The sequence below is a fragment of the Kitasatospora sp. NPDC056138 genome, assembly GCF_042264695.1.
Taxonomy (GTDB): Bacteria; Actinomycetota; Actinomycetes; order Streptomycetales; family Streptomycetaceae; genus Kitasatospora.
In genome coordinates this window covers 88,847-114,597 of the sequence record NZ_JBHJVK010000021.1, presented here as the reverse complement: position 1 = coordinate 114,597, position 25,751 = coordinate 88,847, and the positions used below count along the sequence as shown (strand labels likewise).

Below are 25,751 nucleotides of genomic sequence, written 5' to 3'. Positions count from 1 at the left end.
TCCTGGTTCCCTGCCGTTCTCCCCGCCGTGTTTCCTGCTGGGGGTGACCGGTCCCGGGCCGGGTCCGGTTCGCGGCCTGTTGTTTTTGCGTACCCTTGGCAAGGCGTAAGCCATGTGACATATTACTGAGGTGCTCACCAGATCCCCCCATGACGTCGTGGTGGTCGGCGCCGGAGTCGTCGGTGCCGCCTGCGCGTACTACGCCACGCTGGCCGGACTCTCCGTCGCCGTGGTCGACCGTGGTCCGGTCGCGGGCGGCACCACCGGCGCCGGCGAGGGCAACCTGCTGGTTTCGGACAAGGGGCCGGGCCCCGAACTCGACCTCGCCCTGCTCTCCACCCGGCTCTGGCGCGAGCTCGCCGAATCCGGGGAGGGGCTCGGCGAGGCGATCGAGTACGAGCCCAAGGGCGGCCTGGTGGTCGCCTCGGGCGAGCCCGAGGCGGACGCGCTGCGCGCCTTCGCCGCCGCGCAGCGGGCTGCCGGAGTCACGGCGGACGAGATCGCGGGTGACCGCCTGCACGAGCTGGAGCCGCACCTGGCTCCCGGGTCGGCCGGCGGCTTCCACTACCCCCAGGACGCCCAGGTGCAGCCCGCCCTGGCGGCCGCCCGGCTGCTGCGGGCGGCCCGCCTGGCCGGGGCCGAGGTGCGCCTGGGCGAGACGGTGACCGCCGTCCGTACCGGCCGCGACGGATCCGTGCTCGGTGTCACCACCGACCGGGGGCGGATCGGCGCCCCCGCCGTCGTCAACGCCGCCGGCACCTGGGGCGGCGCACTGGCCGAACTCGCCGGGGTGGCGCTGCCCGTGCTGCCCAGGCGCGGTTTCGTCCTGGTCACCGAGCCGCTGCCGAGGATCGTCCGGCACAAGGTGTACGCCGCCGACTACGTCGCGGACGTCGCCAGCGGATCGGCCGGACTGCAGACCTCCGCCGTGGTCGAGGGGACGCCGGCCGGGCCGGTGCTGATCGGCGCCAGCCGGGAGCGGGTCGGGTTCGACCGGACGCTCTCGGTCGAGGTGCTGCGGAGGCTCGCGAGCCAGGCCGCCGCGCTGTTCCCGGTGCTCGCCGGGGTCACCGTCCAGCGGGCGTACCGGGGCTTCCGTCCGTACCTGCCGGACCACCTGCCCGCGATCGGGGCCGACCCCCGGCTGCCCGGTCTCTACCACGCCTGCGGTCACGAGGGTGCGGGCATCGGACTGGCGCCCGCCACCGGGCTGCTGATCAGCCGTCAGCTGGTCGGCGAGCGGCCGGAGCTGGACCTGACCCCGTTCCGGGCCGACCGCTTCGCTGCGGTGCCGGACAGCGGGCCGGGGCAGGGGGCCGGAGTGGGAACGGGTTCGGGCCCCGGGCCGGAACCGGGGCACGGGCAGGAGGCCGGACCGGGGACGGCTTCGGGGCGGCGGTCGGGGCGAGGGCCGGGGTCGGACGCCAGGGCCGGGCGGGGTTCGGGTTCGGGGCAAGGGGAGTGGCGTGACTGATTCGGGTAGCCCGTCGAGAACCTCGTCGAGGAGTGGAGGAAGCAGCATGCACCGGACCCCTGCCGAGTTGGTCGGGGCGCAGCCGGCGGCCGCGTACACCATCGAGTTCGACGGTCGGGAGCTTCCCGCGCTCCCGGGCCGGAGCATTGCCGCCGTGCTCTGGGCGCAGGGCATCCTGGCCTGGCGGACCACTCGGGTCGGCGGCCGACCGCGCGGGGCGTTCTGCGGGATCGGTGTCTGCTTCGACTGTCTGGCCACCGTGAACGGACGTCCCAACCAGCGCACCTGCCTGCTGCCCGCGCGGCCCGGCGACATCGTCACCACCCAGGAGGGCCACGGCCGTGCCGACCTCGCAGTCTGAGTCGCCCGAGTCCCCCCAGTCGTCCGGGCCGGTGGGCCCGGCCGGGGGAGGCGAGGTCTACGACCTGGCCGTGGTCGGGGCCGGGCCGGCCGGGTTGGCCGCCGCCGTGACCGCCGCCGAGCTGGGGCTGCGCTGTGCGCTGGTGGACGCGGGCCCCCGGCCCGGCGGGCAGTACTACCGGCATCCGGCGCCCGGCCTGGGCGCTGCCCGGCCGGAGCGGCTGCACCACGGCTGGGCCGCCTTCACCCGGCTCGCCGGCCGGCTCAAGGCGCACACCGACGCAGGGCGCCTCGACTACCTGACCGGCCACCACATCTGGACGATGGAGCGCGGCGAGACCTGGCGACTGCACGCCACCCTCGGGCCGGAGCGGACCGAAGCCGCCGGGCGCACGGTCGTCCGGGCGCGGTCGGTGCTGCTCGCCACCGGCGCCTACGAGCGCCAACTGCCCTTCCCCGGCTGGACTCTGCCGGGTGTGGTGACGGCGGGCGGTGCGCAGGCGATGCTGAAGTCCGGCCTGGTGCTGCCCGGCCGGCGGATCGTGGTGGCGGGCAGCGGCCCGCTGCTGCTGGCCGCCGCCTCCTCGCTGGTGAGCGCCGGGGCCGACGTCCCCGCCGTGGTCGAGGCGACCGACTGTCTGCACTACGCCCGGGGCCTGTCCACGCTGGCCGTCAACCCGGCGAAGCTGGTCGAGGGCGCCGGGCACGGTGTGACCCTGCTCCGGCACGGCGTACGGCTGCGGCGTGGCAGCGCGGTGGTCGAGGCGCACGGCACCGACCGGGTGACGGCCGTGACGGTGGCCCGGCTGGACCGCGACTGGCGCCCGGTCCCCGGCACCGCGCGGCGGATCGCCTGCGACGCGCTGGCGGTCGGACACGGCCTGGTGCCGCAGATCGAGCTGGCCACCGAGCTCGGTGCCAGGACCCGCCCGGCCCCCGACGGCACGGTCGCGCTGGCCGTGGACGACGGACTGCGGACCAGCCTGCCCGGACTGTGGGCGGCCGGTGAGACCTGCGGCGTCGGAGGTGCCGATCTGGCCGTCGCCGAGGGAGAGTCGGCGGCGATGGTGATCGCCGGCCGACCGGTGCCGGCCGCACTGCGGGCCTTCCGGCGGCGCCGGCGGGCGTTCGCCGAGCTGATGGCGGCCGCGCACCGGCCGGGTCCCGGCTGGCCGCAGTGGCTGCGCCCCGACACCGAGGTGTGCCGCTGCGAGGAGGTGCCGGCCGCGCGGATCCGGGAGGCGGTGACGGAGCTCGGTGCGACGGACGCCCGTACCGTCAAGCTGCTCACCAGGGCCGGGATGGGCTGGTGCCAGGGCCGGATGTGCGGACCCGCGGTGGCCTGTCTGTCGGGGGGCGGTCCGGCTCGGGCGGACAGCCGTCCGCTGGCCTGTCCGGTGCCGCTCTCGCAGCTGGCCGGCCTCGAACCGTCCTGAGCCCCGGGTGCCCCGTCCGGCCGGGAGCCGGCGGGCGGGGCGCTCGATGCCGCCGTGCACGGCCGACGCGCGCAGGTCCTCGTCCCCGAGGCCCCGACCGCCTGCACGAAAGCCCTTGTGACCAACTTGGGCCGCATATAAAATGTCACACCTCACTACTAGGGAGCTGTTGCCCCGTGTCTCTCGCACTGCACGAGCCCGCCCGTCCCTGGCGCGGCATCATGGTCGCCACCGCCCTGCCGCTGCGCGAAGACCTCTCCGTCGACTACGACGCCTACGCCGAGCACGTCCGCTGGCTGATCGACTCCGGCTGCGACGGTGTCGTCCCCAACGGATCGCTCGGCGAGTACCAGACCCTCACCGACCAGGAGCGCGCCCGTGTGGTCACCACCGCCGTCGAGGCGGCGGGCGACGGCTCGCGGGTGATGCCCGGCGTTGCCGCGTACGGCAGTGCCGAGTCGTGCCGCTGGGCCGAGCAGGCCGCCGAGGCCGGCGCGGGTTCGGTCCTGCTGCTGCCGCCGAACGCCTTCCGTGCCGAAGCGGACGCCGTGCGCGCCCACTACGCCGAGGTGGCGCGGGTCGGTGTGCCGGTCGTGGCCTACAACAACCCGTACGACACCAAGGTGGACCTGGTCCCCGAACTGCTCGCCCGGCTGCACGGCGAGGGCTCGATCGTGGCGGTCAAGGAGTTCAGCGGCGACGTCCGCCGGGCGTACGAGATCGCCGAGCTGGCGCCCGGCCTGGACCTGCTGATCGGCGCCGACGACGTGCTGCTGGAGCTGGCGCTGGCCGGTGCCGTCGGCTGGATCGCCGGCTACCCGAACGCGCTGCCGCAGGCGAGCGCCCGACTGTTCCGGGCCGCCGTCGCCGGTGACCTGGCGGCCGCCCTGCCGCTCTACCGGGCACTGCACCCGCTGCTGCGCTGGGACTCCAGGACCGAGTTCGTCCAGGCCATCAAGCTGTCCATGGACATCGTCGGACGCCCCGGCGGCCGCACCCGTCCGCCGCGCCTGCCGCTGGCGCCGGAGATCGAGGCGGCCGTCCGGGCCGCGACCGAGAAGGCCGTCGCCGAGGGCCTGAACTGACGCGCCGTCAGCCGTGATGTGAAGGGAGCACCGAATGCGCAGCCGCCACGTCTTCCATGCCGTCGACTCGCACACCGAGGGCATGCCGACCCGGGTGATCACCGGTGGGTTCGGCACCATCCCCGGCGCCACCATGGCCGAACGCCGGATCCACTTCCAGCAGCACCTGGACCACTTCCGGACCCTGCTGATGTACGAGCCGCGCGGCCACGCCGCGATGAGCGGCGCGATCCTGCAGCCGCCCACCCGGCCGGACGCCGACTTCGGGGTGCTCTACATCGAGGTCTCGGGGCTGCTGCCGATGTGCGGGCACGGCACCATCGGGGTGGCCACCGTGCTGGTCGAGACGGGAATGGTGCCGGTGGTGGAGCCGGTCACCACCGTCCGCCTCGACACCCCGGCCGGCTTGGTGGAGGCCGAGGTCCAGGTGCGGGACGGGGTCGCGACGGCGGTCACCATCCGCAACGTCCCGTCGTTCTCGGTGGCGCTGGGGCGGAAGGTGGACGTGCCCGGCTACGGCACGGTGGCGTACGACCTCGCGTACGGTGGCAACTTCTACGCCATCCTGCCGCTCGCCGAGCTCGGGCTGCCGTTCGAGCGGGCCCGCAAGCAGGAGATCCTGGACGCCGGGCTCGCGGTGATGGCCGCCGTCAACGCGGGCGACGACCGGCCGGTGCACCCCGAGGACCCGGGGATCCACGGCTGCCACCACGTGCAGTTGCTCGCGCCCGGTTCGAATGCCGAGCGCTCACGGCACGCGATGGCCATCCACCCCGGGTGGTTCGACCGCTCGCCGTGCGGCACCGGCACCTCGGCGCGGATGGCCCAGCTGCACGCCCGCGGTGAACTCCCGCTCGGCCGGGACTTCGTCAACGAGTCCTTCATCGGCACCCGCTTCACCGGACGCCTGGTCGAGGAGACCGAGGTGGCGGGCCGTCCCGCCGTCGTCCCGACCGTCACGGGGCGGGCCTGGATCACCGGCACCGCGCAGTACTTCCTCGATCCGAGCGACCCGTTTCCGGCGGGGTTCCTGCTCTGAACTCCCTTGGGGGCCACGGGCCGCCCCGCGGCCGGGCAGACGATCGGGCCGCGGGTGACGGGCGGCCGGCCGGGGCGGTGTGCGGTCCCCCGCGCCCCGAGGGGCGACCTCCAGTACTAGTGGAAGGCTCTGTTGTGACAGTCAGTTCCCACAACCCCGCTGATCCGGGCGACCTGGTGGTCCGCGTCGAGACGGTGGGGGCGGCCGGCGCCGCCGCCGCCGTCGAGCGGGCGCGCGCGGCCCAGCCCGCGTGGCGGGCCGCCGGGTCGGCCGCGCGGTCGGCCGCCCTCACCCATGCCGCCGGGGCGGTCGAGGCGCACGCCGACGAGCTGGCCGCGCTGATCGTCCGGGAGGTCGGCAAGCCGCTCGCCGAGGCCAGGGGCGAGGTCGCCAGGACCGCCGCGATCTGGCGCTACTACGCCCAGGCCCCGTACGCGCCTTCGGGCGCCGCGCACGAACCGGCGGCCGGGGAGGGGCTGTTGCTCACCCGGCGCCGTCCGTACGGGGTGGCCGGGCTGATCACCCCGTGGAACTTCCCGCTGGCCATTCCCACCTGGAAGGCCGCGCCCGCGCTGGCCGTCGGCAACACGGTGGTGCTCAAGCCCGCACCGGAGGGCACGGCCTGCGCGCTGCGCCTGGCGGAACTGGCCGGCCTGCCGGAGAGCGTGCTGACGGTCGTGCCCGGCGGCGCGGCGGAGGGCGGTGCGCTGGTCGCGGCGGCCGATGTGGTCTCCTTCACCGGGTCGACCGCGGTCGGGCAGGCCGTGGTCGCGGCCGCCACCGGGCGTGGCATCCCCGTCCAGGCGGAGATGGGCGGTCTGAACGCGGCCGTCGTCCTGCCCGACGCGGACCTCGGTCAGGCTGCTGCCCACCTCGCCGCCGCCATCGCCGGCTACGCGGGCCAGAAGTGCACCGCCACCAGCCGGGTGATCGCCGTCGGCACCGCGTACGAGCCGCTGGCCGAGGCCCTGGTCAAGGCGCTGGGCGCCACCCCGGCCGGTGATCCGGGCGATCCGGCGACGGTCTGCGGGCCGGTGATCAGCGAGGCCGCGCTGGCCAGGCTGACCGGCGCGATCGACTCCGCCCGGGCGGCCGGGGCCGAGGTGCTGACCGGCGGCGCTCGGGTGGACCGCCCCGGCTGGTTCGTCGAACCGACCCTGCTCGCCGGAGTTCCGGCCGAACACCCGCTGCTGGCCGAGGAGTTCTTCGGGCCGGTGGCCGTCCTGCTGCCCGCCGCCGACCTGGACGAGGCGGTCGCGCTGGCCAACGGCACCCGGCACAGCCTGGCCACCTCGGTGCACACCCGGGACCTGGACGCCGCCCTGGCCGCCGCCGACCGGCTGGACGCCGGCATGATCCGGGTCAACGCACCGTCCAGCGGTGTCGACTTCCACCTGCCGTTCGGCGGCACGAAGTCGGCGAGCCACGGAGCGCGGGAGCAGGGGCAGGCGGTGCTGGACTTCTTCACCGCCAGCCGTACGGTCACATTGCTGCCGGCCGGGGCGGCGCGGTGAGCGCCCCGGCCGGGCAGGCGCCGCCGGGCGGCCGTGTGGTCGTCGAGGCGGTCGACTACCACACGGCCGGGGAGCCGTTCCGGATCGTCCGCGCCGGACTGCCGCCCGTCCCCGGGGACTCGGTCGCCGAGCGGCGGGCGGTGGCGATCGGCGCGGGCGGCAGTGCGACCTCGCCGCGGCCGAGCGCACTGGAGCGCATCCGGCAGCTGCTCAGCCGTGAACCGCGCGGCCACGCCGGGATGTACGGGGGCTTCCTCGTCCCGCCCGACGACGACGGGGCCCAGCTCGGCGTGCTCTTCTGGCACAAGGACGGCTACTCGACGGCCTGCGGCCACGGGACCATCGCGCTCGGCGCCTGGGCCGTGGACTGCGGACTGGTCGCCGCACCCGAGGACGGCACCGCCCTGGTCCGGATCGACGTCCCGTCCGGCCGGGTCACCGCGGCCGTCCACCGCAGCGGCGGCCGGACCACCGCGGTGTCGTTCCGCAACGTCCCGGCCCGGATCACCGCCCGCGGGCTGCCGGTGGCCACCTCGCGCGGGCGGGTCGCGGTCGACCTGGTGCACGCGGGCGCCTGCTACGCCTCCGTCCGCGCCGCCGACCTCGGGCTCGACGTCGTCGCCGCGCAACTGCCCGAACTCACCGCGGCCGGGCGGGAGATCCGCGCCGCGCTCGCCGCGGAGCCCGCCGCCCGCCACCCTGTCGACCCCCGGCTGTCCGGCGTCTACGGGGTGACCCTGTACCAGGAACTGCCCGACGGCCCGGCGGGCCGGAACCAGCGCAGTGTCACCGTCTTCGCCGACGGCCAGGTCGACCGTTCCCCGTGCGGCTCCGGCAGTTCCGCCCGGCTCGCCCTGCTCGCCGCCGACGGCGGGCTGGCGGCCGGCGAGGAACTGCGGCACGAGTCCGTCATCGGCACCGTCTTCACCGGCCGCCTGGTCGGTGCGCACCGCGACGGCGTACTCACCGAGATCACCGGCGCCACCCACCGCACCGGCGAGCACCGCTTCCTGCTCGACGAGGACGACACGCTCGGAACGGGCTTCCTGCTGTGACCCCGACGCTCCCGCTCGACCTGACGCCCGCGCAGGCCGTCGCCGCCCTGGCGGACGCCCTGCTCGGCGGGCTCAACCCCGAACTCTGCCCACCCAGGGCCCACGTCCCCCTGCCGGCGGGCGAGTTGCTGCTGATGCCGGCCGCCGACGGCCGGTACGCGGGCGTGAAGGCCGCCGGTGTCGTCCCCACCAACCCCGGGCGCGGCCTGCCCCGGATCACCGGCAGCTACCTCCTGCTGGACGGTCCCACCCTGCAACCGCTCGCGCTGCTCGACGGCGCCGCCCTCACCGCCCTGCGCACACCCGCCGTCACCGCGCTGGCCATGCGACGGCTCGCGGCGCCCGAGGCCGGACACCTGGTGCTGTTCGGCGCCGGGCCACAGGCGTACGGGCACCTGGAAGCGCTGCGCGCCGTCCGCCCGCTGACCGGGGTCACCGTCGTCGCCCGCAGCGCCGCCCCCGCCGAGGCGCTGGCCGCGCACGCCCGGATGCTCGGCCTCACCGCCCGGGTCGGGACCCCGGAGGCGGTGGCCGACGCCGACCTGGTGGTCTGCTGCACCACCGCGCACAGTCCGCTCTTCGACGGGCGCCTGGTGCCTGCGCACGCGGCGGTCGCGGCCGTCGGCTCGCACCGGCCCGACGCGAGGGAGGTGGACACCGCCCTGGTGGTCCGCTCGGCGCGCTACGTGGAGGCGCGGGCCGTCGCGCTGCGCGAGGCGGGCGATCTGGTGATCCCGCTCGCCGCCGGGGCCGTCACGGCCGGCGAGCCACTTGCTAACCTGTCAGAACTGGTGAACGGCACGGCAGTTGTGCCCGGTGACCGGCCACGGTTCTTCAAGGGCGTGGGGATGGCCTGGCAGGACCTCGCGGTGGCGGCGGCGCAGTACGAGGCCCACCTGGCGCGGGGGAGCGTCCCAGGATCAACGTAACGTGACATTGTACAATGGTTTCCTGCAAACCACCGGAGGAACACCATGGCCGACCTCAAGCCCCGCGCGCTCATCTCGGTCCAGGAGCGGCTGCGCGACCAGGTCGCCCATGCCCTGCGGGCCGCACTGATCTCCGGTGAGCTGCGCCCCGGCGTCGTCTACTCGGCTCCCGCGCTGGCCGCCGACTTCGGCGTCTCCGCGACGCCGGTGCGCGAGGCGATGCTGGACCTCGCCCGCGAGGGTCTGGTGGAGGCCGTCCGCAACAAGGGCTTCCGGGTCACCGAGCTGACCGAGGGCGACCTGGACGACTTCACCGAGATCCGCGCCCTGATCGAGGTCCCCACCGTCGGCCGGGTCACCCGCACCGCCACCGCCGAACAGCTGGAGGCCCTGCGGCCCGAGGCCGAGGCCATCGTCGCGGCCGCCCGCGAGCACGACCTGATCGGCTACCTGGAGGCCGACCGCCGCTTCCACCTCGACCTGCTCGGCCTGGCCGGCAACGCCCGGCTGGTCGAGGTCGTCGGCGACCTGCGCAAGCGCTCCCGCCTCTACGGCCTGACCCGGCTGGACCAGCGCGGCGAGCTGGTCTCCTCCGCCGAGGAGCACCTGGAGCTCCTGGACCTGATGATCTCCGGCGATGCCGAGGGCGCCGAGCAGTGCATGGCCGACCACCTCGGTCACGTCCGCTCGCTCTGGGCGGCCGGCCAGGCGGAGGCCGCCGAGCAGCGCCCGGCCCTCCGGCTCGGCACGCGCTGACCCGTCCGGGTGAGTCCTCGGCCCTCGGGCCGGTCGGCGGACGGCGCTCTACGATGATGGCACTTGACATCGGCAGCCGGGAGAATCCATGTCCGCCGCAGCAGTTGAGCACCCCTACGAAGCGCACTCGTCAGAGCCGACGCTGCTCGAACTCGCTGACGCGATCCTCGACCGGTTTCCCGGGCATCGGGTCGAGATCATCGGGAGTGAGATCACCGTGTCGCCGCCCGCCAGTGGCTCTCATGCGAGTGCTCTTACCGATGTCATGATCCCGTTCCTGGCCGCAGGCCTCCACGGCGAGCGGACAAAGGTGCTCCAGGCTGTCGGGCTGTGGCTGCCGGAGGGTCCGTCCGACTACGCGATCCCGGATCTTGCCGTGGTCGATGCGGATTTCCGTGACCATCTCGTCGAGTTCAACTGCTACGATCCCGCGATCTTCCGGCTGGTTCTGGAGGTCACCTCCTCGAATCTGAGCGACGATCTCAAGAAGAAGCCTGCCGCGTACGCCGGAGCCGGGGTCCCGGTGTGTCTGATCGCGGACCGGAAGAACCGCAGGGTGATGGTGCTCACCGACCCGCGCGACGGCGAGTACCGAGTCCGTGCCGTACATCACCCGGGCCAGTCGTTCGAGCTGCCGGAGTCGATCGGCGCCGAGGTGACGCTGTTCGTGGACAGCGTCCTCGGTCCCGAGAAGTAGCCGCCGCTCAGCGCAGCCGGCCGTCCTGCATCTCCAGCACCCGGTCGACGCGGCCCAGCAGGTCGCGGTCGTGGGTGACCATGACGGTCGCCGTCCGGTGGGTGCGGGTGATCTCGGCCAGCAGGTCGACGATCTGGCTGCCGCGTTCGTGGTCGAGGGCCGAGGTCGGCTCGTCCACCAGCAGCACCGAGGGGCTACCGAACAGGGCGCGGGCGATGTTGACGCGCTGGCGCTCGCCGCCGGAGAGCTGGTGCGGGCGGCGCTGCTGCTTGGCCCCGTCCAGGCCGACCGAGGCGAGCAGGTCCTCGGCGCGCTGCCGGGCCGCCGCGGGGCGGCCGCCGCGGACCGACTCCAGGACCAGCAGTTGTTCGACCGCCGTCAGCGAGGCCAGCAGGTTGGACTGCTGGAAGACGATCCCCAGCCGCTCGCGGCGCAGCGCCGTCCGGGCGCGCTCGGCCAGTGCGCCCGCGTCCTGGCCGTCCAGCAGGACCTGCCCGCTGTCCGGGCGCAGCAGGGTCGCCGCCACCGCCAGCAGGCTGGACTTGCCCGAGCCGGAGGGCCCGGCGACGGCCGTGAACTCGCCCGGGGCGACCTCCAGGGTGACCCGGTCCAGCGCGGTCAGCCGGCTCTCGCCGTCGGGGTAGGTCAGGGTCACCTCGCGCAGCGCGAGGCCGGTACGGGTCTGGACGGCGGAGAGCGTCATCAGGGTCACTCCAGGTGGGTCGGGCGGACGGTCTGGCGGTTGGGCGGGCGGTCTGGCGGACGGACGAGCTGCCGGGCAGCCGGGCAGCCGGGCAGCCGGGCAGCCGGTCGGGCAGTCGGTCGGGTGGTCGGGTTCAGCGGTTGGCGCCGAGCGCGGCCAGCGGGTCGACGGCGGTGATCCGGCGGACCGCCAGCACCGCACCGACCAGACCGAGCAGCACCATCACCGTCACCGGCACGGCCACACCCGGCACGCTCACGTCGAACGGCACCGACTCGGAGGCGAACACCCCGCCCACCGCACCGGCCGACCCGCCCAGCAGCGCTCCGCCGACCAGGACCGCCGCCGCCTGCGCCAGCGCGTCCCGCACCAGGTAGCCACTGCTCGCGCCGACCGCCTTGAGCACGGCGATGTCCGGCTTGCGCTGCACCGTCCACACCGTGAAGAACGCCCCGACCACCAGGGCGCTCACCACGAACAGGAAGCCCTGGATCATCTGCAGGCTGCCCTGCTCGGCGTCGAAGCCGTTGATGCCGGTCAGCGAGTCGGCGACCGTCACCGTCTTCGTCCCCTGGGCGCTGTCCAGCGAGCCGGGATCGGCGCCGGAGGAGGTGCTGAGGGCGAGTGCGATCGGCCGGCTCTGGCCGCTCAGCCGCTCCCAGGTGGGCACGGTGGTCCAGACCGTCGGCGCGTGCGAGTACGAGCGCTGCTCGGTGATCGCCGAGACGGTCAGCTTCTCCGGGCCGACCTGCACCTGCCCGCCGAGCACCAGGTGGTAGAGCGCCGCGGTCTCGCTGCCCACCGCCAGCTGGCCGTCCGCCGGGGCCGTGCCGGACTTCAGCGGCGGCAGCAGCCCGGCGTCCGCCCCCAGCACGCTCACCGTGGCGGCCGCCGCGCTCGTCGTCAGCCGGGTCATCGACAGCCCGAGCGGCCGCGCCGACACCACCCCGGGTGCGCTCGCGAAGGCGGCGGCCTGGGCGGGCGAGACGGTGCTGTTGCTGAACGACACCGTCGGCGCGGCACCGGCCGGGGCACCGAACACGATCCGGTCGGCCGGGAGCCCGGCGACGGCCGAGGACGCCGCGGAGGCCAGCCCGCCGGTCAGGCCGTAGAGGAAGACGACCAGAGTGGTTATCAGGGTCACCACCGCGCCCATCAAGGCGAAGCGGCCCTTGGCGAAGCGGATGTCACGCAGTGCGACGAACACGGGGACCTTCCCGGGCTGGGGGGTGAGTACGCCTCCACCTTGTCGGCGCGGACCCGCCCGGTGCATCGGGGAGAGGAACGGGACTCGCCCCCTGCGGGCGGTGCACCCCGAAATACATCGAACGGTTGATGCCGCGGCGGACGGGCCGCCCGGGCCCACCCCGTACCCTCGGGAGGCGTGACCCAAGACGCACCGCCACCAGCACCGGAGGGGCCCGGCCATGCTGCCAACACCCCGGCCCTGCGGCTGACGAACCTCGCCCTGCACGGGCTGTTCTTCACCCTTCTGGGTGTCCTGGCCGCCCGGGGCGTGTTCACCGGGGGCCTCGGCACGTGGGGACTGGCCACCGCCGTCCTGCTGGCCGCCGTGTACGCCGCCGGCGGGGTCGCCGAGCGGGTGCGGCGGACCCGGTGGTGGGCGGGCGCCTGGACGGCCGCCGTCCTGCTGCTCTGGGTGGTGCTCACCCTGCTGCACCCCGAGTTCTGCTACCTCGCGTTCCCGCTGTACTTCGTCTGCCTGCACCTGATGCCCGTTCGCTGGGCCCTGGCGGCCGTCGCCGCGCTCACCGGGATCGTGATCGCGGCCCAGGCGACCACGGCCGGCGGGCTGACCACCGCCAAGGTGCTCGGACCGCTGGCCGGCGTGGCCGTCGCGCTGCTCACCGCGTACGGGTACGCCGCGCTCTACCGGGAGAGCCGGGAGCGGCAGCGGCTGATCGACGACCTGGTCCGGGCCCGGGACGAGCTCGCCGCCAGCCAGCGCGAGGCCGGGCGCCTCGCCGAACGGCAGCGCCTGGCCAGGGAGATCCACGACACGCTGGCGCAGGGCCTGTCCAGCATCGTGCTGCTGGCCCGCTCGGCGGAGTCGGCGCTGCCCGGTGACACCGCGACCGCGGCCGAGCGGATCGGCGAGGTCGGGCGGACCGCCTCCGCCAACCTCACCGAGGCCCGCCGCTTCGTGCAGGCGCTCACCCCGCCCGCGCTCGACGACGCCACCCTCACCGAGGCGCTGCGCCGCCTGGCCGGTGGCGCGGGCGCCGAACTCCGCCTCGACGGCGATCCGTACCCGCTGCCGGTCGAGGCCGAGGTGGCGCTGCTCCGGCTCACCCAGGAGGCGCTGGCGAACGCGGTCCGGCACGCGGCGGCGGGACGGATCGCCGTGACCCTCAGCTACCTCGACGACGAGGTGACCCTGGACGTCTTCGACGACGGGGTCGGCTTCGACCCGCACTCCCGGCCCGACGCCGGACGGCCCACCTTCGGCCTGCACGGCATGCGCGAGCGGATCGCCGCGCTCGGCGGCAGTCTGACGGTGGAGTCGGCGCCGGGGGAGGGCACCGCCGTCGCCGTCGCGCTGCCGCTGCAGGCGATCGGGACGGCGGAGAGCGTGCTGAGCGGCATGGACGGCGCGCGGGGAGATCTGTACGGCGACCGGGGCAGCGTGCGGGACGACCGGGACGGCGTGCGGGGCAGCGTGCGGGACGACCGGGGCGGCGTGCGGGCGGAGGTGACGAGGTGATCCGGGTCCTGCTGGTGGACGACCACCCGGTGGTCCGGCGCGGGCTGCGCGCGATGGTGGACGACCTGCCCGGGGTGACCGCCGTGGGCGAGGCGGCCGAGGGGGCGGAGGCGCTGCGGCTGCTGGAGTCCCTGGAGGTCCGTCCCGACGTGGTGCTGATGGACCTCCAGATGGGCAGCGGCATGCACGGCGTCGAGGCGACCCGGCGGATCACCGCGCTGCCCGACCCGCCGGCCGTCCTCATCCTGACCACCTACAGCACCGATGCCGACATCCTCGCCGCCGTCGAGGCCGGGGCCACCGGCTACCTGCTCAAGGACGCCCCGCCGGAGGAGGTGGCGGTAGCCGTCCACGCGGCCGCGCGGGGTGAGACCGTCCTCGCCCCGCCGGTCGCCGCCCGGCTGCTCGGCCGGGTCCGGGCCGGCCGTCCGACCCTCTCCCCGCGCGAGGCGGAGATCCTCCAGCTCCTCGCCGAGGGCCTGGCCAACCGGCAGATCTCCAAGCGCCTGTTCATCAGCGAGGCCACGGTCAAGACTCATCTGGTGCACATCTACGACAAGTTGGGGGTCGACAGCCGTACGAGTGCCGTCGCAGCGGGGCTGTCGAGCGGCCTGATCCGTCCGGCCTGATCCGTCCGGTCCGCCTGGTCCGCCCGGTCCGTCCGGCCGGTCGAGGGCGGCCCGGGCGGTTCGGTGCGGGGACCACTCGGGGCGGGGCGGGCCGCGCGTAGGGTGAGGTGGCACGCGTGTCGGGCGAGGGAGACGGTGGCGGTGGCGACTGTGTGGGGACGGCTTGCGGTTCCGGTGGTGGCTGCGCCGATGGCGGGTGGGGCGTCGACGCCCGAGCTGGTGGCGGCAGTGGCCGGAGCCGGCGGGCTGGGATTCCTGGCGGCGGGGTACCTGACGGCCGGGGCGATGGCCGAGCAGGTGCGCCGGGTGAGGGAGTTGAGCGACAGTCCGTTCGGGATGAACCTGTTCGTGCCGGCCGGGCCGTCCGACCCGGTGGCCGTGGCGGCGTACCGGGAGCGGCTGCGCCCGGAGGCCGAGCGGTTCGGTGTCGAGCTGCCCGAGCGGATCGCGCCCGACCGGGACGACTGGGACGCCAAGATCGAGGCCCTGCTGGCCGACCCGGTTCCGGTGGTCTCGTACACCTTCGGGCTCCCGGGCGCGGCGGAGGCGGCGGCCCTGCGGGCGGTGGGGAGCGTCCAGGTCGGTACCGTGACCTCGGTCGAAGAAGCCCGTGCGGCCGCCGAGTCGGGCCTGGACGTGCTGGCCGTGCAGGGCCCGGAGGCCGGCGGTCACCGGGCCACCCACCGGGCGGACGCCCGGCCGGGGGAGACGCCGCTGCTCGAACTGCTGGCACAGGTGGGCAGCGAGACCGGGCTGCGGCTGATCGCGGCCGGCGGGCTGGGCGACGGCGCGGCGATCGCCGCCGCCCTGGCGGCCGGTGCGGTGGCGGTGCAGCTGGGGACGGCGTTCCTGCGCAGCGACGAGTCCGGTGCGGGCGCCGCGTACCGGGCGGCGCTGGTGGACGAGCGCTTCGCCGAGACCGTCGTGACCAGGGCCTTCACCGGCCGTCCGGCGCGCGGTCTGCGCAACGCCTTCATCGACCGCCACGAGCCGTACGCGCCGGCCGCCTATCCCGAGGTCCACCACCTGACGCTTCCGTTGCGGGCCGCGGCCACCGCCCGTGCCGACCTCGACGGGATGCACCTGTGGGCCGGTACCGCCCACGCCCTGGCCCGCAGCGGTCCGGCGGCGCAGATCACCCGGGAGCTGTGGGCGGCGGCGCGGGCGGCGGGCGCGCGGTAGCCCGCGCGCGGGACGGCCGGGGCACCGTCGCCCGCGGCACCCCGGCCGGCCGTACCGGTCGGCCCGGGGCCGGCGGTTGTCAGGCGAGCAGGCTGCCCATCCAGTCCTCGATGGCGGGCACTGTGCGGGGCAGGGCGCCGGACATCAGGCGGGCGCCGTCGGCGGTGATCACCAGGTCGTCCTCGATGCGGACGCCGATGCCGCGCAGTTCGAGCGGGAGGGTTTCGTCGTCCGGCTGGAGGTAGAGGCCGGGTTCGACGGTGAGGACCATGCCCTCCTCCAGGACGCCGTCGAGGTAGGTCTCGGCCCGGGCCTTCGCGCAGTCGTGGACGTCCAGGCCGAGCATGTGGCCGCTGCTGCAGAGGGTGTAGCGGCGGTAGAGGCCGGAGTCCTCGTGCAGGGCCTCCTCGGCGGACACCCGCAGGACGCCCCACTCGGCCAGCCCCTCGGCGATCACCCGCATGCCGGCTCGGTGGAAGTCGCGGAAGCTGGCGCCGGGCCGGAGGGTGGCGATGGCGGCGTCCTGGGCGGCCAGGACCAGTTGGTAGACGTCCCGTTGGACGGGGGAGAAGGTGCCGCCGAGCGGGAGGGTGCGGGTGATGTCGGCGGTGTAGAGGGTGTCGGTCTCCACACCCGCGTCCAGGAGCAGCAGCCGGGTGGGGTCCAGCGGGCCGTCGTTGCGGATCCAGTGCAGGACGCAGGCGTGGGCGCCGGAGGCGACGATGGTGTCGTAGCCGGTGCCGTTGCCCTCGGCGCGGGCGCGCAGGTTGAACGTTCCTTCCAGCCACCGCTCGCCCCGGCCGTGGCGCAGGGCGGTGGGCAGGGCGCGGACGACGTCCTCGAAGCCGCTGGTGGTGTGGTCGACGGAGAGCTGGAGCTGCTGGACCTCCCACTGGTCCTTGACCAGGCGCAGTTCGGAGAGGGTGGCCGCGAGCGCGGCGTCCTCGGGGCCCGCGGGACGGCCGAGGGCCGTGTCCAGCTGCGGATCGACCCCGGCGAGCAGGCGGGTCCTCGGCCGTCCGTCCGCCAGCAGCTTGGCGAGGTCGTCCAGGTGGGCGGTGCGGATGCCGGTGAGCTGCTCGGCCTCGGCCAGGTCGGGGCGGCGGCCGACCCAGAACTCCCCGTAGCGGCGGTCGCGGTAGAACTCGGTGCCGTACGGGCCGGGGCCGCCGCGCGGGGAGCGCGGGCGCAGGTAGAGCACGGCCTCGCCGTCGGCTTCGAGGACCAGGACGTGCCCGACCTGGTCCTCGCCGGTCAGGCCGGTGAGCCAGGCGTAGGCGCTGTGCGGGCGGAAGCGGTAGTCGCAGTCGTTGCTGCGCACCTTCAACTGCCCTGCGGGGACGATCAGTCGCTCACCGGGGAAGGCGGCGGCGAGCCGGGCGCGGCGGCCCGGGGTGAGGTGGTGTCCGGCCGCTCTCCGGTCGGCGGGGAGCGGTGTCGCGGCCCAGCCGGTGCCCATGAAGGCGTCGAGGGCGGGGGTGACGGGGAGGTCGTGGCTGCCGGTGTTGGGCCGTTGGTCGGTGGTCACCGCGGCGATCCCTTCTGAACTGCGGAGATTGGCCTGCACGGACGATGAGTTGACAGACAGTCAGGACACGGCTCGGTAACGGGCCGAACAGCCTCTTGCCTGTGCAATTTCACATTACTATGTTACGGGTCACATCCCGGAGCTGCCAGACCCAACGGTCGCCTCCGAGGGTGGCCCCGGACCAGCCGCCGGGGTCAATCAGGCCGCAACGACGGCCCCCCACTGCGGAGTTGCACATGACCAGGCGTACCCATACCGCCCTCGCGGCGGCGATCGCGGCGGCACTCACCCTCGGCCTCGGGGCGTGCAGCAGTACCGGCACCGGTGGTGGAGCGGACGAGGGCCGACAGGGCGTCACCACCGAGGGCGACGGCATCATCGGCGGTACGCCGGTCAGGGGCGGGACGCTCGACGTCCTGTCCAACGTGGACTTCGACCAGCTCGACCCCGCCCGTAACTGGACCATGCCGGTCATGGACGTCGGCGTGCGGATGCTCTACCGCACGCTCACCACCTTCAAGGCGGCGCCCGGAGCCGAGGGCCTGAAGATCGAACCGGACCTCGCCACCGACCTCGGCACCCCCAGCGACGGCGCCAGGACCTGGACCTTCCACCTCAAGGACGGCCTCAAGTACGAGGACGGCACCCCGATCGTCGCCGATGACATCAAGTACAACGTCGAGCGCTCGTTCTCCCCCGAGCTCCCCGGCGGCCCCGACTACGCGCGGGTCTACCTCAACGCCCCGGCCGGCTACCAGGGTCCGCTGAAGGGCGAACGCCTGGGCAAGGAGGCGATCGAGGTGCCCGACGACAAGACCATCGTCTTCCACCTCAAGCGCCCGGTCGCCGAGTTCGGCTACACCGTCACCCTGCCGACCTTCGCGCCCGTCCCCCGGGCGAAGGAGACCGGCGTCAACTACAGCAACCACCCGGTCTCCTCCGGCCCGTACAAGATCGAGTCGTACGACCGGGGCAAGCGCATGGTGCTGGTCCGCAACACCTACTGGGACGAGAAGACCGACCCGGTCCGCAAGGCGTACCCGGACCGGATCGTGGTGGACCAGACCCTCAAGGGCACCGGAGTCGCCGACCGGCTGATCGCCGACCAGGGCGACGACCGCGACGCCGTCTCCTACATCGACCTGGTGCCCGCCAAGATCAGTGACGTGCTGACCGCTCCGGCCGTCAAGAAGCGACTGGTCAGCGAGAACGCCGGGTGCACCACCAAGCTGGACATGAACACCACCAAGGCGCCGTTCGACAACGCCGAGGTCCGGCTCGCCATGCAGTACGCGGTGGACAAGGAGGCCTTCGCCGACACCATGGGCGGCCCGGCGTTCACCGACGTCGCCACCACCTACCTGCCCCCGGCGCTGACCGGGGGGACACCGGTGGACCACTTCAGGATCCCGCCCGCCGGGGACCAGGCGAAGGCCAAGTCGCTGCTCACCGAGGCCGGGTTCGGCAACGGCTTCTCGACCGAGCTGCTCACCTCCACCGGCGGCCGGCAGCAGGCCGAGGCGATCCAGGCGGCCCTGAAGAAGCTCGGCATCAACGTCACCATCACCACCGTGGACCCGACCGCCGTCGCCTCGATCGTCGGCGACAAGGACAAGCAGCCCGGCCTGTCGATCGGCGGCTGGTGCCCCGACTGCCCGTCGGCCGCCACCTTCCTGCCGATGATCTTCGACGGGCGGACCATCAAGGACAAGGGCAACCAGGGCGACATCACCCGCTTCGACGACCCCGGGGTCAACGCCGAACTCGACCGGATCGCCACCCTCACCGACCTGAAGCAGGCGGACCAGGCCTGGCTCGCCCTGGACGCGAAGATCATGGACAAGTCGCCCGCCGTCCCGCTGGTCTGGCAGAAGAAGCCGGTACTGGTCGGCTCCAACATCGCCGGGGCGTTCGCCCATCCCGTCTGGTCCGGGCAGCTCGACTACGCCGTCATCGGCCTGAAGTCCGTCAAGTAGTCAGGAGCCGACGCCATGAACGCTCCGCCCACGCCACGCGGCCGCTCCGCCGGCCACCCGGCCGCAGCCGCCGAAGCCACGGCCACCGGCGCCGCAGGCGCCGACGCCGCAGCGGCCCGGACAGCGGCTGCCGCAGTCGCAGTCACCGAAGCCACGGCTGCCGAAGCCACGGCCACGGCCACCGACGCCGCAGGCACCGACGCCGCAGCGGCCGAGGCCCCCGCCTCGCCCGCGCGCCTGGCCTGGCAGCGGCTGCGCCGCCGCAAGGTCGCGCTGGCCGGACTCGGCATCATCGTCTTCTTCGTCCTGGCGGCGCTGCTCGCCCCCGTCCTCACCGCGATCAGCGGCCACGGCCCCGCCGACACCGACAAGCGGGCGGTCGACTCCTACCTCGGCGGCCTCCCCAGGGGCTCCCTCGGCGGCATGAGCCCGCAGCACTGGCTCGGCGTCGAACCGATGCTCGGCCGCGACATCTTCGCCCGGCTGCTCTACGGCGCCCGGATCAGCCTGCTGGTGGCCCTCAGTGCCGCGCTGCTGATCACCCTGATCGGCGTCGCGCTCGGTGCCACCGCCGGGTACTTCGGCGGCCGGACCGACACCGTGATCAGCCGGTTCATGGACGTGATGATGTCCTTCCCCAGCCTGATCTTCATGATCGCGCTGCTCTCGGTGGCCCGCGACGTCAACCGCGTCCTGCTGCTGATCGGGGTGCTGGGCGCCTTCGGCTGGCCGTACATCGCCCGGGTGGTCCGCGGCCAGACGCTCTCGCTCAGACACCGCGAGTACGTCGAGGCGGCCCGCGCCTGCGGCACCTCCAGCAGCCGGATCCTGCTCACCGAGATCCTGCCCAACCTCACCGGCACCATCGTCGTGTACGTCACGCTGGCCATCCCCGGCCTGATCGGGACGGAGGCGGCGCTCACCTTCCTCGGGGTGGGAGTCCGCCCGCCGACGCCGAGTTGGGGCCAGATGATCTCGGACTCGGTGCTCTACTACAAGGCCGACCCGATGTTCTTCGTCCTCCCCAGCGCCTGCCTGTTCCTGATCGTGCTCGCCTTCACCCTGCTCGGCGACGCACTGCGCGACGCCCTCGACCCGAAGGGCGGGGCGGCATGACGGGCTTCCTGCTGCGGCGCCTGCTCGGCATCGCCGGCACCCTGCTGGTGATCTGCGCGCTCACCTTCGCCGTCTTCTACCTGCTGCCCAGCGACCCGGCCGCGCAGTTCTGCGGCAAGGACTGCTCGGCCGACCGGATCGTGATGGTCCGTCAGCAGATGGGGCTGGACGACCCGTTGGCCGTCCAGTTCGGCCGGTACGTGCTCGGGATCTTCGCCGGGCAGACGCTCGGCAGCGGTCAGTACGCCGTGCACTGCGGGTTCCCGTGCTTCGGTTACTCCTTCCAGAGCGGGCAGCCGGTCTGGAACCTGATGCTCGACCGGCTGCCGGCCAGCGCCTCGCTCGCCCTCGGCGCGGCCGTGCTCTGGCTGCTGCTCGGCCTCTCGGCGGGCCTGCTCTCCGCACTGCGCCGCAACACCTGGGTGGACCGGACGGTGATGGTCGCCACCATCGGAATCGCCGCGCTGCCGGTGTACTTCACGGCGATGCTCCTGCTGTACGTGGTGGTCACCGTGCTCGGGCTGATGCCCTACCCCCGGTACATCGCGTTCGGCGAGGACCCGGTGGGCTGGATCCGCAACCTGATCCTGCCGTGGATCACGCTGGCGCTGACGTTCGCCGCCATCTACGCCCGGATGACCAGGAACTCGGTGATCGAGACGATGGCCGAGCCGTACGTCAGGACCGCCAGGGCCAAGGGGCTGCGGGAGCGGCGGGTGGTCGGCCGGCACGGGCTGCGACCCGCGCTCACACCGGTCGCGACCATGCTCGGCATGGACCTCGGCGGACTGCTGGCCGGAGCGCTGATCACCGAGTCGCTGTTCAGCCTCCCCGGGGTCGGCAAGCTCTTCGCGGACTCGCTCAACAAGGCCGACCAGCCGGTGATCATGGGGATCACGCTGCTCGCCTCCTTCTTCATCGTGACCTCCAACCTGGTCGTGGACCTCGTCTACGCCTGGATCGACCCGAGGGCGAGGCTGACGTGAGTCTTCTGGAAGTCAGGGACCTGGCAGTGGAGTTCGACACCGCCGAGGGCCCGGTACGGGTGGTGCGGGGCGTCGACCTCACCGTCGAACGGGGGCGGACGCTCGGGATCGTCGGGGAGTCCGGGTCGGGCAAGTCCGTCACCTCGCTGGCCGTGATGGGACTGCACCGGGGTGCCACGGTCACCGGTTCCGTCCGCTTCGACGGCACCGAACTGATCGGCGCGCCCGAGGAGAGCGTGCGCAGGCTGCGCGGACGGCGGATCGCCATGGTCTTCCAGGACGCGCTCACCGCACTGCACCCGTACTTCACCATCGGCGACCAGATCGCCGAGGCGTACCGCGAGCACCACGGCGGCAGCCGGAAGGCCGCCCGGGCCCGCGCGGTGGAGGTACTGGGCGACGTCGGGATCCCCGACCCGGCCCGCCGGGCGCGGGAACACCCGCACCAGTTCTCCGGCGGCATGCGCCAGCGGGCGATGATCGCACTCGCGCTCTCCTGCGAACCCGACCTGATCATCGCCGACGAGCCGACCACCGCCCTCGACGTCACCGTCCAGGCCCAGGTGCTCGACCTGCTGGCCGGACAGCAGCAGGCGCGCGGGCTCGGTCTGGTCCTGATCACCCACGACCTGGGCGTGATCGCCCGGATCGCCGACGAGGTACTGGTGATGTACGGCGGCTCGGCAGCCGAACAGGCCCCCGCCGACCGGCTGTTCACCGCGCCCCGGCACCCCTACACCCGCGGCCTGCTCGACTCGCTGCCCCGGCTGGACGCGCCCGAGGGGGAGCCGCTGCGCGCCATCCCCGGCAGCCCGCCCTCCCCGCTCGCCCCACCGCCCGGCTGCGCCTTCCACCCCCGCTGCGCGGTGTACGCCGAACGCAGGTCGCCGCTGTGCACGGCGGACCGGCCGCGCTTGCGCGTCGTCGCCGAGGGCCACCACAACGCCTGCGCACTCGACGAGGTGACGACCTGATGAGCACTGCCCCGTCCCACCCCGGGCCGCCAGAGGCCCTGCTGGAGGTCAGGGACCTCGGCATGACCTTCCCCGTTCCACGCGGCTCGCTGCGCCGGCGAGCCGGCGTCCGGGCCGTGGACGGAGTCAGCTTCGACGTGCACCCCGGCGAGACGCTCGGACTGGTCGGCGAATCGGGTTGTGGGAAGTCCACCACCGGGCGCATGCTGGTCCGGCTGCTCGACCCGACGGCCGGCCGGGTCGCCTTCCGGGGGCGGGACATCACCCGCACCGGGCAGCGCGAACTGCGGCCGCTGCGCAGCAAGTTGCAGATGATCTTCCAGGACCCGTTCGCCTCGCTGAACCCCCGGCAGACCGTCCGGCAGATCATCGCCGCACCACTGCGGGCACAGGGGGAGTCGGCGCAGGCCATCCGCCGGGAGGTCCGCGACCTGGTCGGCCTGGTGGGCCTCGCGCCCGAGCACCTGGACCGCTATCCGCACCAGTTCTCCGGCGGCCAGGCCCAGCGGATCGGCATCGCCCGCGCACTGGCCACCCGGCCCGAACTGGTCGTCGCCGACGAGCCGGTGTCCGCGCTCGACGTCTCCATCCAGGCCCAGATCGTCGGCCTGCTGGAACGGCTGCAGCGCGAACTCGGCGTGGCGTACGTCTTCATCGCGCACGACCTGGCCGTGGTCAGGCACATCAGTCACCGGGTCGCGGTGATGTACCTCGGCCGGATCGTCGAGATCGGCGAGCGGCACCAGGTGTACGGCAACCCCGCCCACCCGTACACCAGAGCGCTGCTCTCCGCCGTGCCGCTGCCCGAACCGGCCGCCGAGCGGGCCCGCGAGCGGATCGTCCTGCTCGGCGACCCGCCCAGCCCCGCGGACCCGCCGAGCGGCTGCACCTTCCACCCGCGCTGCCCCAAGGCGCGGGAGCTCTGCCGGAGCGAGCCGCCGCTGCTGCGGCTCACCGCACCCGACGGCACCCGCCAGGCGGCCTGCCACTTCCCCGAGGTCTGACCCCCGCCGGACCCTCCCGCCGCCGTACCGCCGCCGCCGGGCGGCGGTACGGCCCCGGGTGTGCCCGACGGCGCACCGGAGCGCAGCTCCACCCCCCCACGTCCTCCACCCCCACAGGAGCACAGGTGCCAACCACCCACGCCACCCGCCGGGTTCTGCTCGCCGCGGCCGTAGCAGCCTCCCTCACGCTGCCGGCCGTCCAGACCGCACAGGCCCTCACCCCGGCGTCCGCCACCCGTACCGCGGCCGCTCCCACGGCCGCGGCACCGCGGACCGCCCGGGTGCCCGACCCCACCGCGTACGACGACGTGGACCACCTCGGTACCGCCGTGGCCAAGACCGGCACGGCCGCCCCCGCCCCCGGCGGCGGTTCGCTCGGCCCGGCGAGGATCCCCGGCGCGCTGCCCGCCCAGGTCGGCCGTCCGGCCCCCACCGCCGCCGACCTCACCCCCGCCCCGCGCGCCGCCGTGGCCCGTACCGCGGCCGGGGTGCCCTGCACCGTGGACGGCCTGACCGGCCTCGGCCCAGCGCAGCTGGTGGACTTCCTCGGCGACCCGGCGGTCAGTGCCGACGGCTGTCTCAACGGCATCCTGTGGACCTGGGACGCCCGCTTCGCCACCACCATGGACAAGGCCCACGTCCAGGCCGTCGCCGACCGGATCACCGCGGCGGCCGCCACCGACGACGGCAGTGACTCGGCGCACCTGTACGAAATGTGGACCTTCCTGCACGCCGTGGTCTACCACGACTGGACCCACACCGAGATCGACGTCACCGACGCCCGGACCGCAGCCGCCATCCAGCAGGCGATCACCGCCTACACCGCGGGCCCGCACGCCTTCGACGCCGGCGACGTGGCCGGCCACACCATGCGCGAGCTGGGCATCGTGGCCGGCAGCACCGGCCTGCGCCAGGGCAACCTCGGCCTGGTGAAGCGGATCCTGGGCGTCTTCGGCCCCGGCACCGCGCTGGCCGGCAGCAGCGCCTGGGGCGGCGCCGCGCTCTCCGCACTGAACGTCAACTACCTGGGCATCTACAACCAGGACCAGCCCTTCACGGCGGCCGTCGCCGCCGACGCCGACTACCGCGCGGTGTTCCGCTCCTTCGCGAGCGCCGGATACCTCAAGGGCACCGCCAACGCCTGGCTGGCCCGCGACGCCGTCGCCGAGTACGGCCGCTTCGGCCAGATAGCCCCGCTCAAGTCCGCGGTCACCGCCGACCTCGGCGCGCTGCTCGACCTCACCAAGTCCACCTTCGGCGAGTTCTCCGACCCGTGGGTCAAGGTGGTCGGCTGGGCCAACACCTACGGCGTGTGCGCCCGGTTCGACGTCTGCACCGACCAGATCGAGGCCCGGCTCTTCCCGAACACCTACCGGTACGACAACGGCGCGATCGAGGTGCACACCGCCCTCGACAAGGCCACCGTCGACCAGATGTACTACGCCAGCAAGCAGGTGAAGACCCAGTACTTCCGCGTCCTGGGCACCGACGTCCCGCTCGCCGGCGACGTCAACTCCACGCTGCACATCCACCTCTACGCCTCGCGCGCCGACTACGAGGTCTACCACCCGCTGCTCACCGGCATGAGCACCAACAACGGCGGCATCTACATCGAGAACGGCGCCACCTTCTACACGTACCAGCGCCGGGTGCCGCAGGACTCCACCCTCACCCTGGAGGAGCTGTTCCGGCACGAGTACACCCACTACCTCAACGGCCGCTGGGCGGTGCCCGGTTACTTCGGCGACGAGCGCTGGTACCACGACGACATGACCACCGCGATGGACGAGGGAACGGCCGAGTTCTTCGACGGCTCCACCCGGGACCAGGGCATCCTGGTACGCAAGTCGCTGGTCGCCAAGCTGGCCCAGGACGAGGCGGCGGGCATCCCCCGGATGACCGTCAAGGAGCTCATCCACGCCAAGTACGACGACACCCCGGCGTTCCACTTCTACAACTACGCCGGGACGTTCTTCGAGTTCCTCTGGCAGAAGCACCCCTCGCTGATCCGCGAGATGTACGGCTACCAGCGGGCCGACGACCCGGCGGGCTTCGAGGGGTGGCGGGACAAGGTCTCGAACGACGCCGCGCTGAACGCCGAGTACAGCGCCTTCCTGGACGCCCAGATCAAGAACCTGGCCAACCTCTACGTCCCCAGCACCTCCTTCACCGCCAACGGCTCGCTGAGGTACGCCCTGCCGTCCGAGGTGCAGCGGGCCTTCGCCAGGGCGACCTCCGCGACGCCCAGTTGCAAGGACAACGGGGACTGGAACAACAAGCCGATGCGCTTCGTCTGCACCGGCCGGATCACCGCCAACCTCTCCGACTCCGGCAACCCGGACCGGGTGTTCAAGGACATGTCCGACACGGTCGACTACTTCATCCTCCAGCGGACGAAGGGCGTCGCCAACAACCTGGACGACATGAACTGCTACTTCGGCAAGGTCGAGCCCTGGAGCAACGGACGGGCCGGGACCGCCGACTACACCTGCGAGGGTCCGCTCCGCCGGTGACCGATCCCCCGGTCGGGCCGCGGCGGAGAGCCGTTTGACGGGCCGCGCCCGACCGGGCCCACCCTTCCTG

Annotated in this window: 22 protein-coding genes; 19 read left to right on the top strand and 3 right to left on the bottom strand. The window is 73.7% G+C overall.

Annotated features, from left to right (window positions below; all coding sequences use genetic code 11):
• The first annotated feature begins 130 nt into the window (after positions 1-130).
• The 10 genes from ACFC1R_RS15990 (at position 131) to ACFC1R_RS15945 (ending at position 10,345) form a co-directional block, all read left to right on the top strand.
• A complete protein-coding gene (locus ACFC1R_RS15990) occupies positions 131-1,474 on the top strand; it encodes an NAD(P)/FAD-dependent oxidoreductase (protein ID WP_375938848.1) in 1,344 nt (447 codons plus the stop codon).
• 46 nt (positions 1,475-1,520) lie between these two features.
• A complete protein-coding gene (locus tag ACFC1R_RS15985) occupies positions 1,521-1,835 on the top strand; it encodes a (2Fe-2S)-binding protein (RefSeq protein ID WP_375938846.1) in 315 nt (104 codons plus the stop codon).
• On the top strand, positions 1,816-3,270 hold the full coding sequence (locus tag ACFC1R_RS15980; protein WP_375938844.1) for an NAD(P)/FAD-dependent oxidoreductase: 1,455 nt from the start codon (positions 1,816-1,818) through the stop codon (positions 3,268-3,270). The genes ACFC1R_RS15985 and ACFC1R_RS15980 overlap by 20 nt, the downstream gene beginning before the upstream one ends.
• A gap of 221 nt (positions 3,271-3,491) precedes the next feature.
• Positions 3,492-4,355: a dihydrodipicolinate synthase family protein gene (locus tag ACFC1R_RS15975; protein WP_375938859.1), complete on the top strand. Its 864-nt coding sequence runs from the start codon at positions 3,492-3,494 to the stop codon at positions 4,353-4,355.
• Positions 4,356-4,389: 34 nt separating this feature from the next.
• Positions 4,390-5,394, top strand: a complete 1,005-nt coding sequence (locus ACFC1R_RS15970) for a proline racemase family protein (RefSeq protein ID WP_375938842.1) — start codon at positions 4,390-4,392, stop codon at positions 5,392-5,394.
• A 134-nt stretch (positions 5,395-5,528) separates the two neighbouring features.
• Positions 5,529-6,908, top strand: a complete 1,380-nt coding sequence (locus ACFC1R_RS15965; RefSeq protein WP_375938840.1) for an aldehyde dehydrogenase family protein — start codon at positions 5,529-5,531, stop codon at positions 6,906-6,908.
• Complete coding sequence (locus ACFC1R_RS15960) at positions 6,905-7,963, top strand: proline racemase family protein (RefSeq protein WP_375938838.1); 1,059 nt, start codon at positions 6,905-6,907, stop codon at positions 7,961-7,963. Before ACFC1R_RS15965 ends, ACFC1R_RS15960 begins: the two co-directional genes overlap by 4 nt.
• Positions 7,960-8,892, top strand: a complete 933-nt coding sequence (locus ACFC1R_RS15955; RefSeq protein ID WP_375938836.1) for an ornithine cyclodeaminase family protein — start codon at positions 7,960-7,962, stop codon at positions 8,890-8,892. The genes ACFC1R_RS15960 and ACFC1R_RS15955 overlap by 4 nt, the downstream gene beginning before the upstream one ends.
• Before the next feature lie 45 nt (positions 8,893-8,937).
• Positions 8,938-9,648, top strand: a complete 711-nt coding sequence (locus ACFC1R_RS15950; RefSeq protein ID WP_375938834.1) for a GntR family transcriptional regulator — start codon at positions 8,938-8,940, stop codon at positions 9,646-9,648.
• A gap of 88 nt (positions 9,649-9,736) precedes the next feature.
• Complete coding sequence (locus ACFC1R_RS15945) at positions 9,737-10,345, top strand: Uma2 family endonuclease (protein ID WP_375938832.1); 609 nt, start codon at positions 9,737-9,739, stop codon at positions 10,343-10,345.
• Between the two features lie 7 nt (positions 10,346-10,352).
• Here the strand turns inward: ACFC1R_RS15945 and ACFC1R_RS15940 are convergent, their stop codons facing one another.
• Both ACFC1R_RS15940 and ACFC1R_RS15935 read right to left on the bottom strand, forming a co-directional pair.
• Positions 10,353-11,048 (bottom strand): ABC transporter ATP-binding protein, encoded by a 696-nt coding sequence (locus ACFC1R_RS15940; RefSeq protein WP_375938830.1) that lies wholly within the window; start codon positions 11,046-11,048, stop codon positions 10,353-10,355.
• 133 nt (positions 11,049-11,181) lie between these two features.
• Complete coding sequence (locus ACFC1R_RS15935; RefSeq protein ID WP_375938828.1) at positions 11,182-12,255, bottom strand: FtsX-like permease family protein; 1,074 nt, start codon at positions 12,253-12,255, stop codon at positions 11,182-11,184.
• A gap of 177 nt (positions 12,256-12,432) precedes the next feature.
• On the opposite strand from ACFC1R_RS15935, the gene ACFC1R_RS15930 reads away from it, so the two are divergent.
• The 3 genes from ACFC1R_RS15930 (at position 12,433) to ACFC1R_RS15920 (ending at position 15,584) form a co-directional block, all read left to right on the top strand.
• Complete coding sequence (locus ACFC1R_RS15930) at positions 12,433-13,773, top strand: sensor histidine kinase (protein ID WP_375938826.1); 1,341 nt, start codon at positions 12,433-12,435, stop codon at positions 13,771-13,773.
• Positions 13,770-14,402, top strand: coding sequence for a response regulator (locus ACFC1R_RS15925; protein ID WP_375938824.1), 633 nt, complete (start codon positions 13,770-13,772; stop codon positions 14,400-14,402). The genes ACFC1R_RS15930 and ACFC1R_RS15925 overlap by 4 nt, the downstream gene beginning before the upstream one ends.
• A gap of 141 nt (positions 14,403-14,543) precedes the next feature.
• Complete coding sequence (locus tag ACFC1R_RS15920) at positions 14,544-15,584, top strand: nitronate monooxygenase (protein WP_375938822.1); 1,041 nt, start codon at positions 14,544-14,546, stop codon at positions 15,582-15,584.
• Positions 15,585-15,663: 79 nt separating this feature from the next.
• Here the strand turns inward: ACFC1R_RS15920 and ACFC1R_RS15915 are convergent, their stop codons facing one another.
• A complete protein-coding gene (locus tag ACFC1R_RS15915; protein ID WP_375938820.1) occupies positions 15,664-17,112 on the bottom strand; it encodes an aminopeptidase P family protein in 1,449 nt (482 codons plus the stop codon).
• A 236-nt stretch (positions 17,113-17,348) separates the two neighbouring features.
• Here ACFC1R_RS15915 and ACFC1R_RS15910 point away from each other — a divergent pair, with 236 nt between their 5' ends.
• The 6 genes from ACFC1R_RS15910 to ACFC1R_RS15885 all read left to right on the top strand — a co-directional run bounded on the left by ACFC1R_RS15910 (position 17,349) and on the right by ACFC1R_RS15885 (position 25,681).
• Entirely contained in the window at positions 17,349-19,088 is a 1,740-nt protein-coding gene (locus ACFC1R_RS15910; RefSeq protein WP_375938818.1) for an ABC transporter substrate-binding protein, read from the top strand.
• Between the two features lie 15 nt (positions 19,089-19,103).
• Entirely contained in the window at positions 19,104-20,204 is a 1,101-nt protein-coding gene (locus tag ACFC1R_RS15905; RefSeq protein WP_375938816.1) for an ABC transporter permease, read from the top strand.
• Positions 20,201-21,190, top strand: coding sequence for an ABC transporter permease (locus tag ACFC1R_RS15900; RefSeq protein ID WP_375938814.1), 990 nt, complete (start codon positions 20,201-20,203; stop codon positions 21,188-21,190). Before ACFC1R_RS15905 ends, ACFC1R_RS15900 begins: the two co-directional genes overlap by 4 nt.
• The gene (locus ACFC1R_RS15895; protein ID WP_375938812.1) at positions 21,187-22,164 is read left to right on the top strand and encodes an ABC transporter ATP-binding protein; all 978 of its coding nucleotides are present in this window, start codon (positions 21,187-21,189) and stop codon (positions 22,162-22,164) included. The genes ACFC1R_RS15900 and ACFC1R_RS15895 overlap by 4 nt, the downstream gene beginning before the upstream one ends.
• Positions 22,164-23,168: an ABC transporter ATP-binding protein gene (locus tag ACFC1R_RS15890; RefSeq protein ID WP_375938810.1), complete on the top strand. Its 1,005-nt coding sequence runs from the start codon at positions 22,164-22,166 to the stop codon at positions 23,166-23,168. Before ACFC1R_RS15895 ends, ACFC1R_RS15890 begins: the two co-directional genes overlap by 1 nt.
• Positions 23,169-23,293: 125 nt before the next feature.
• Complete coding sequence (locus ACFC1R_RS15885) at positions 23,294-25,681, top strand: collagenase (RefSeq protein WP_375938808.1); 2,388 nt, start codon at positions 23,294-23,296, stop codon at positions 25,679-25,681.
• The last annotated feature ends 70 nt before the right edge of the window (positions 25,682-25,751 follow it).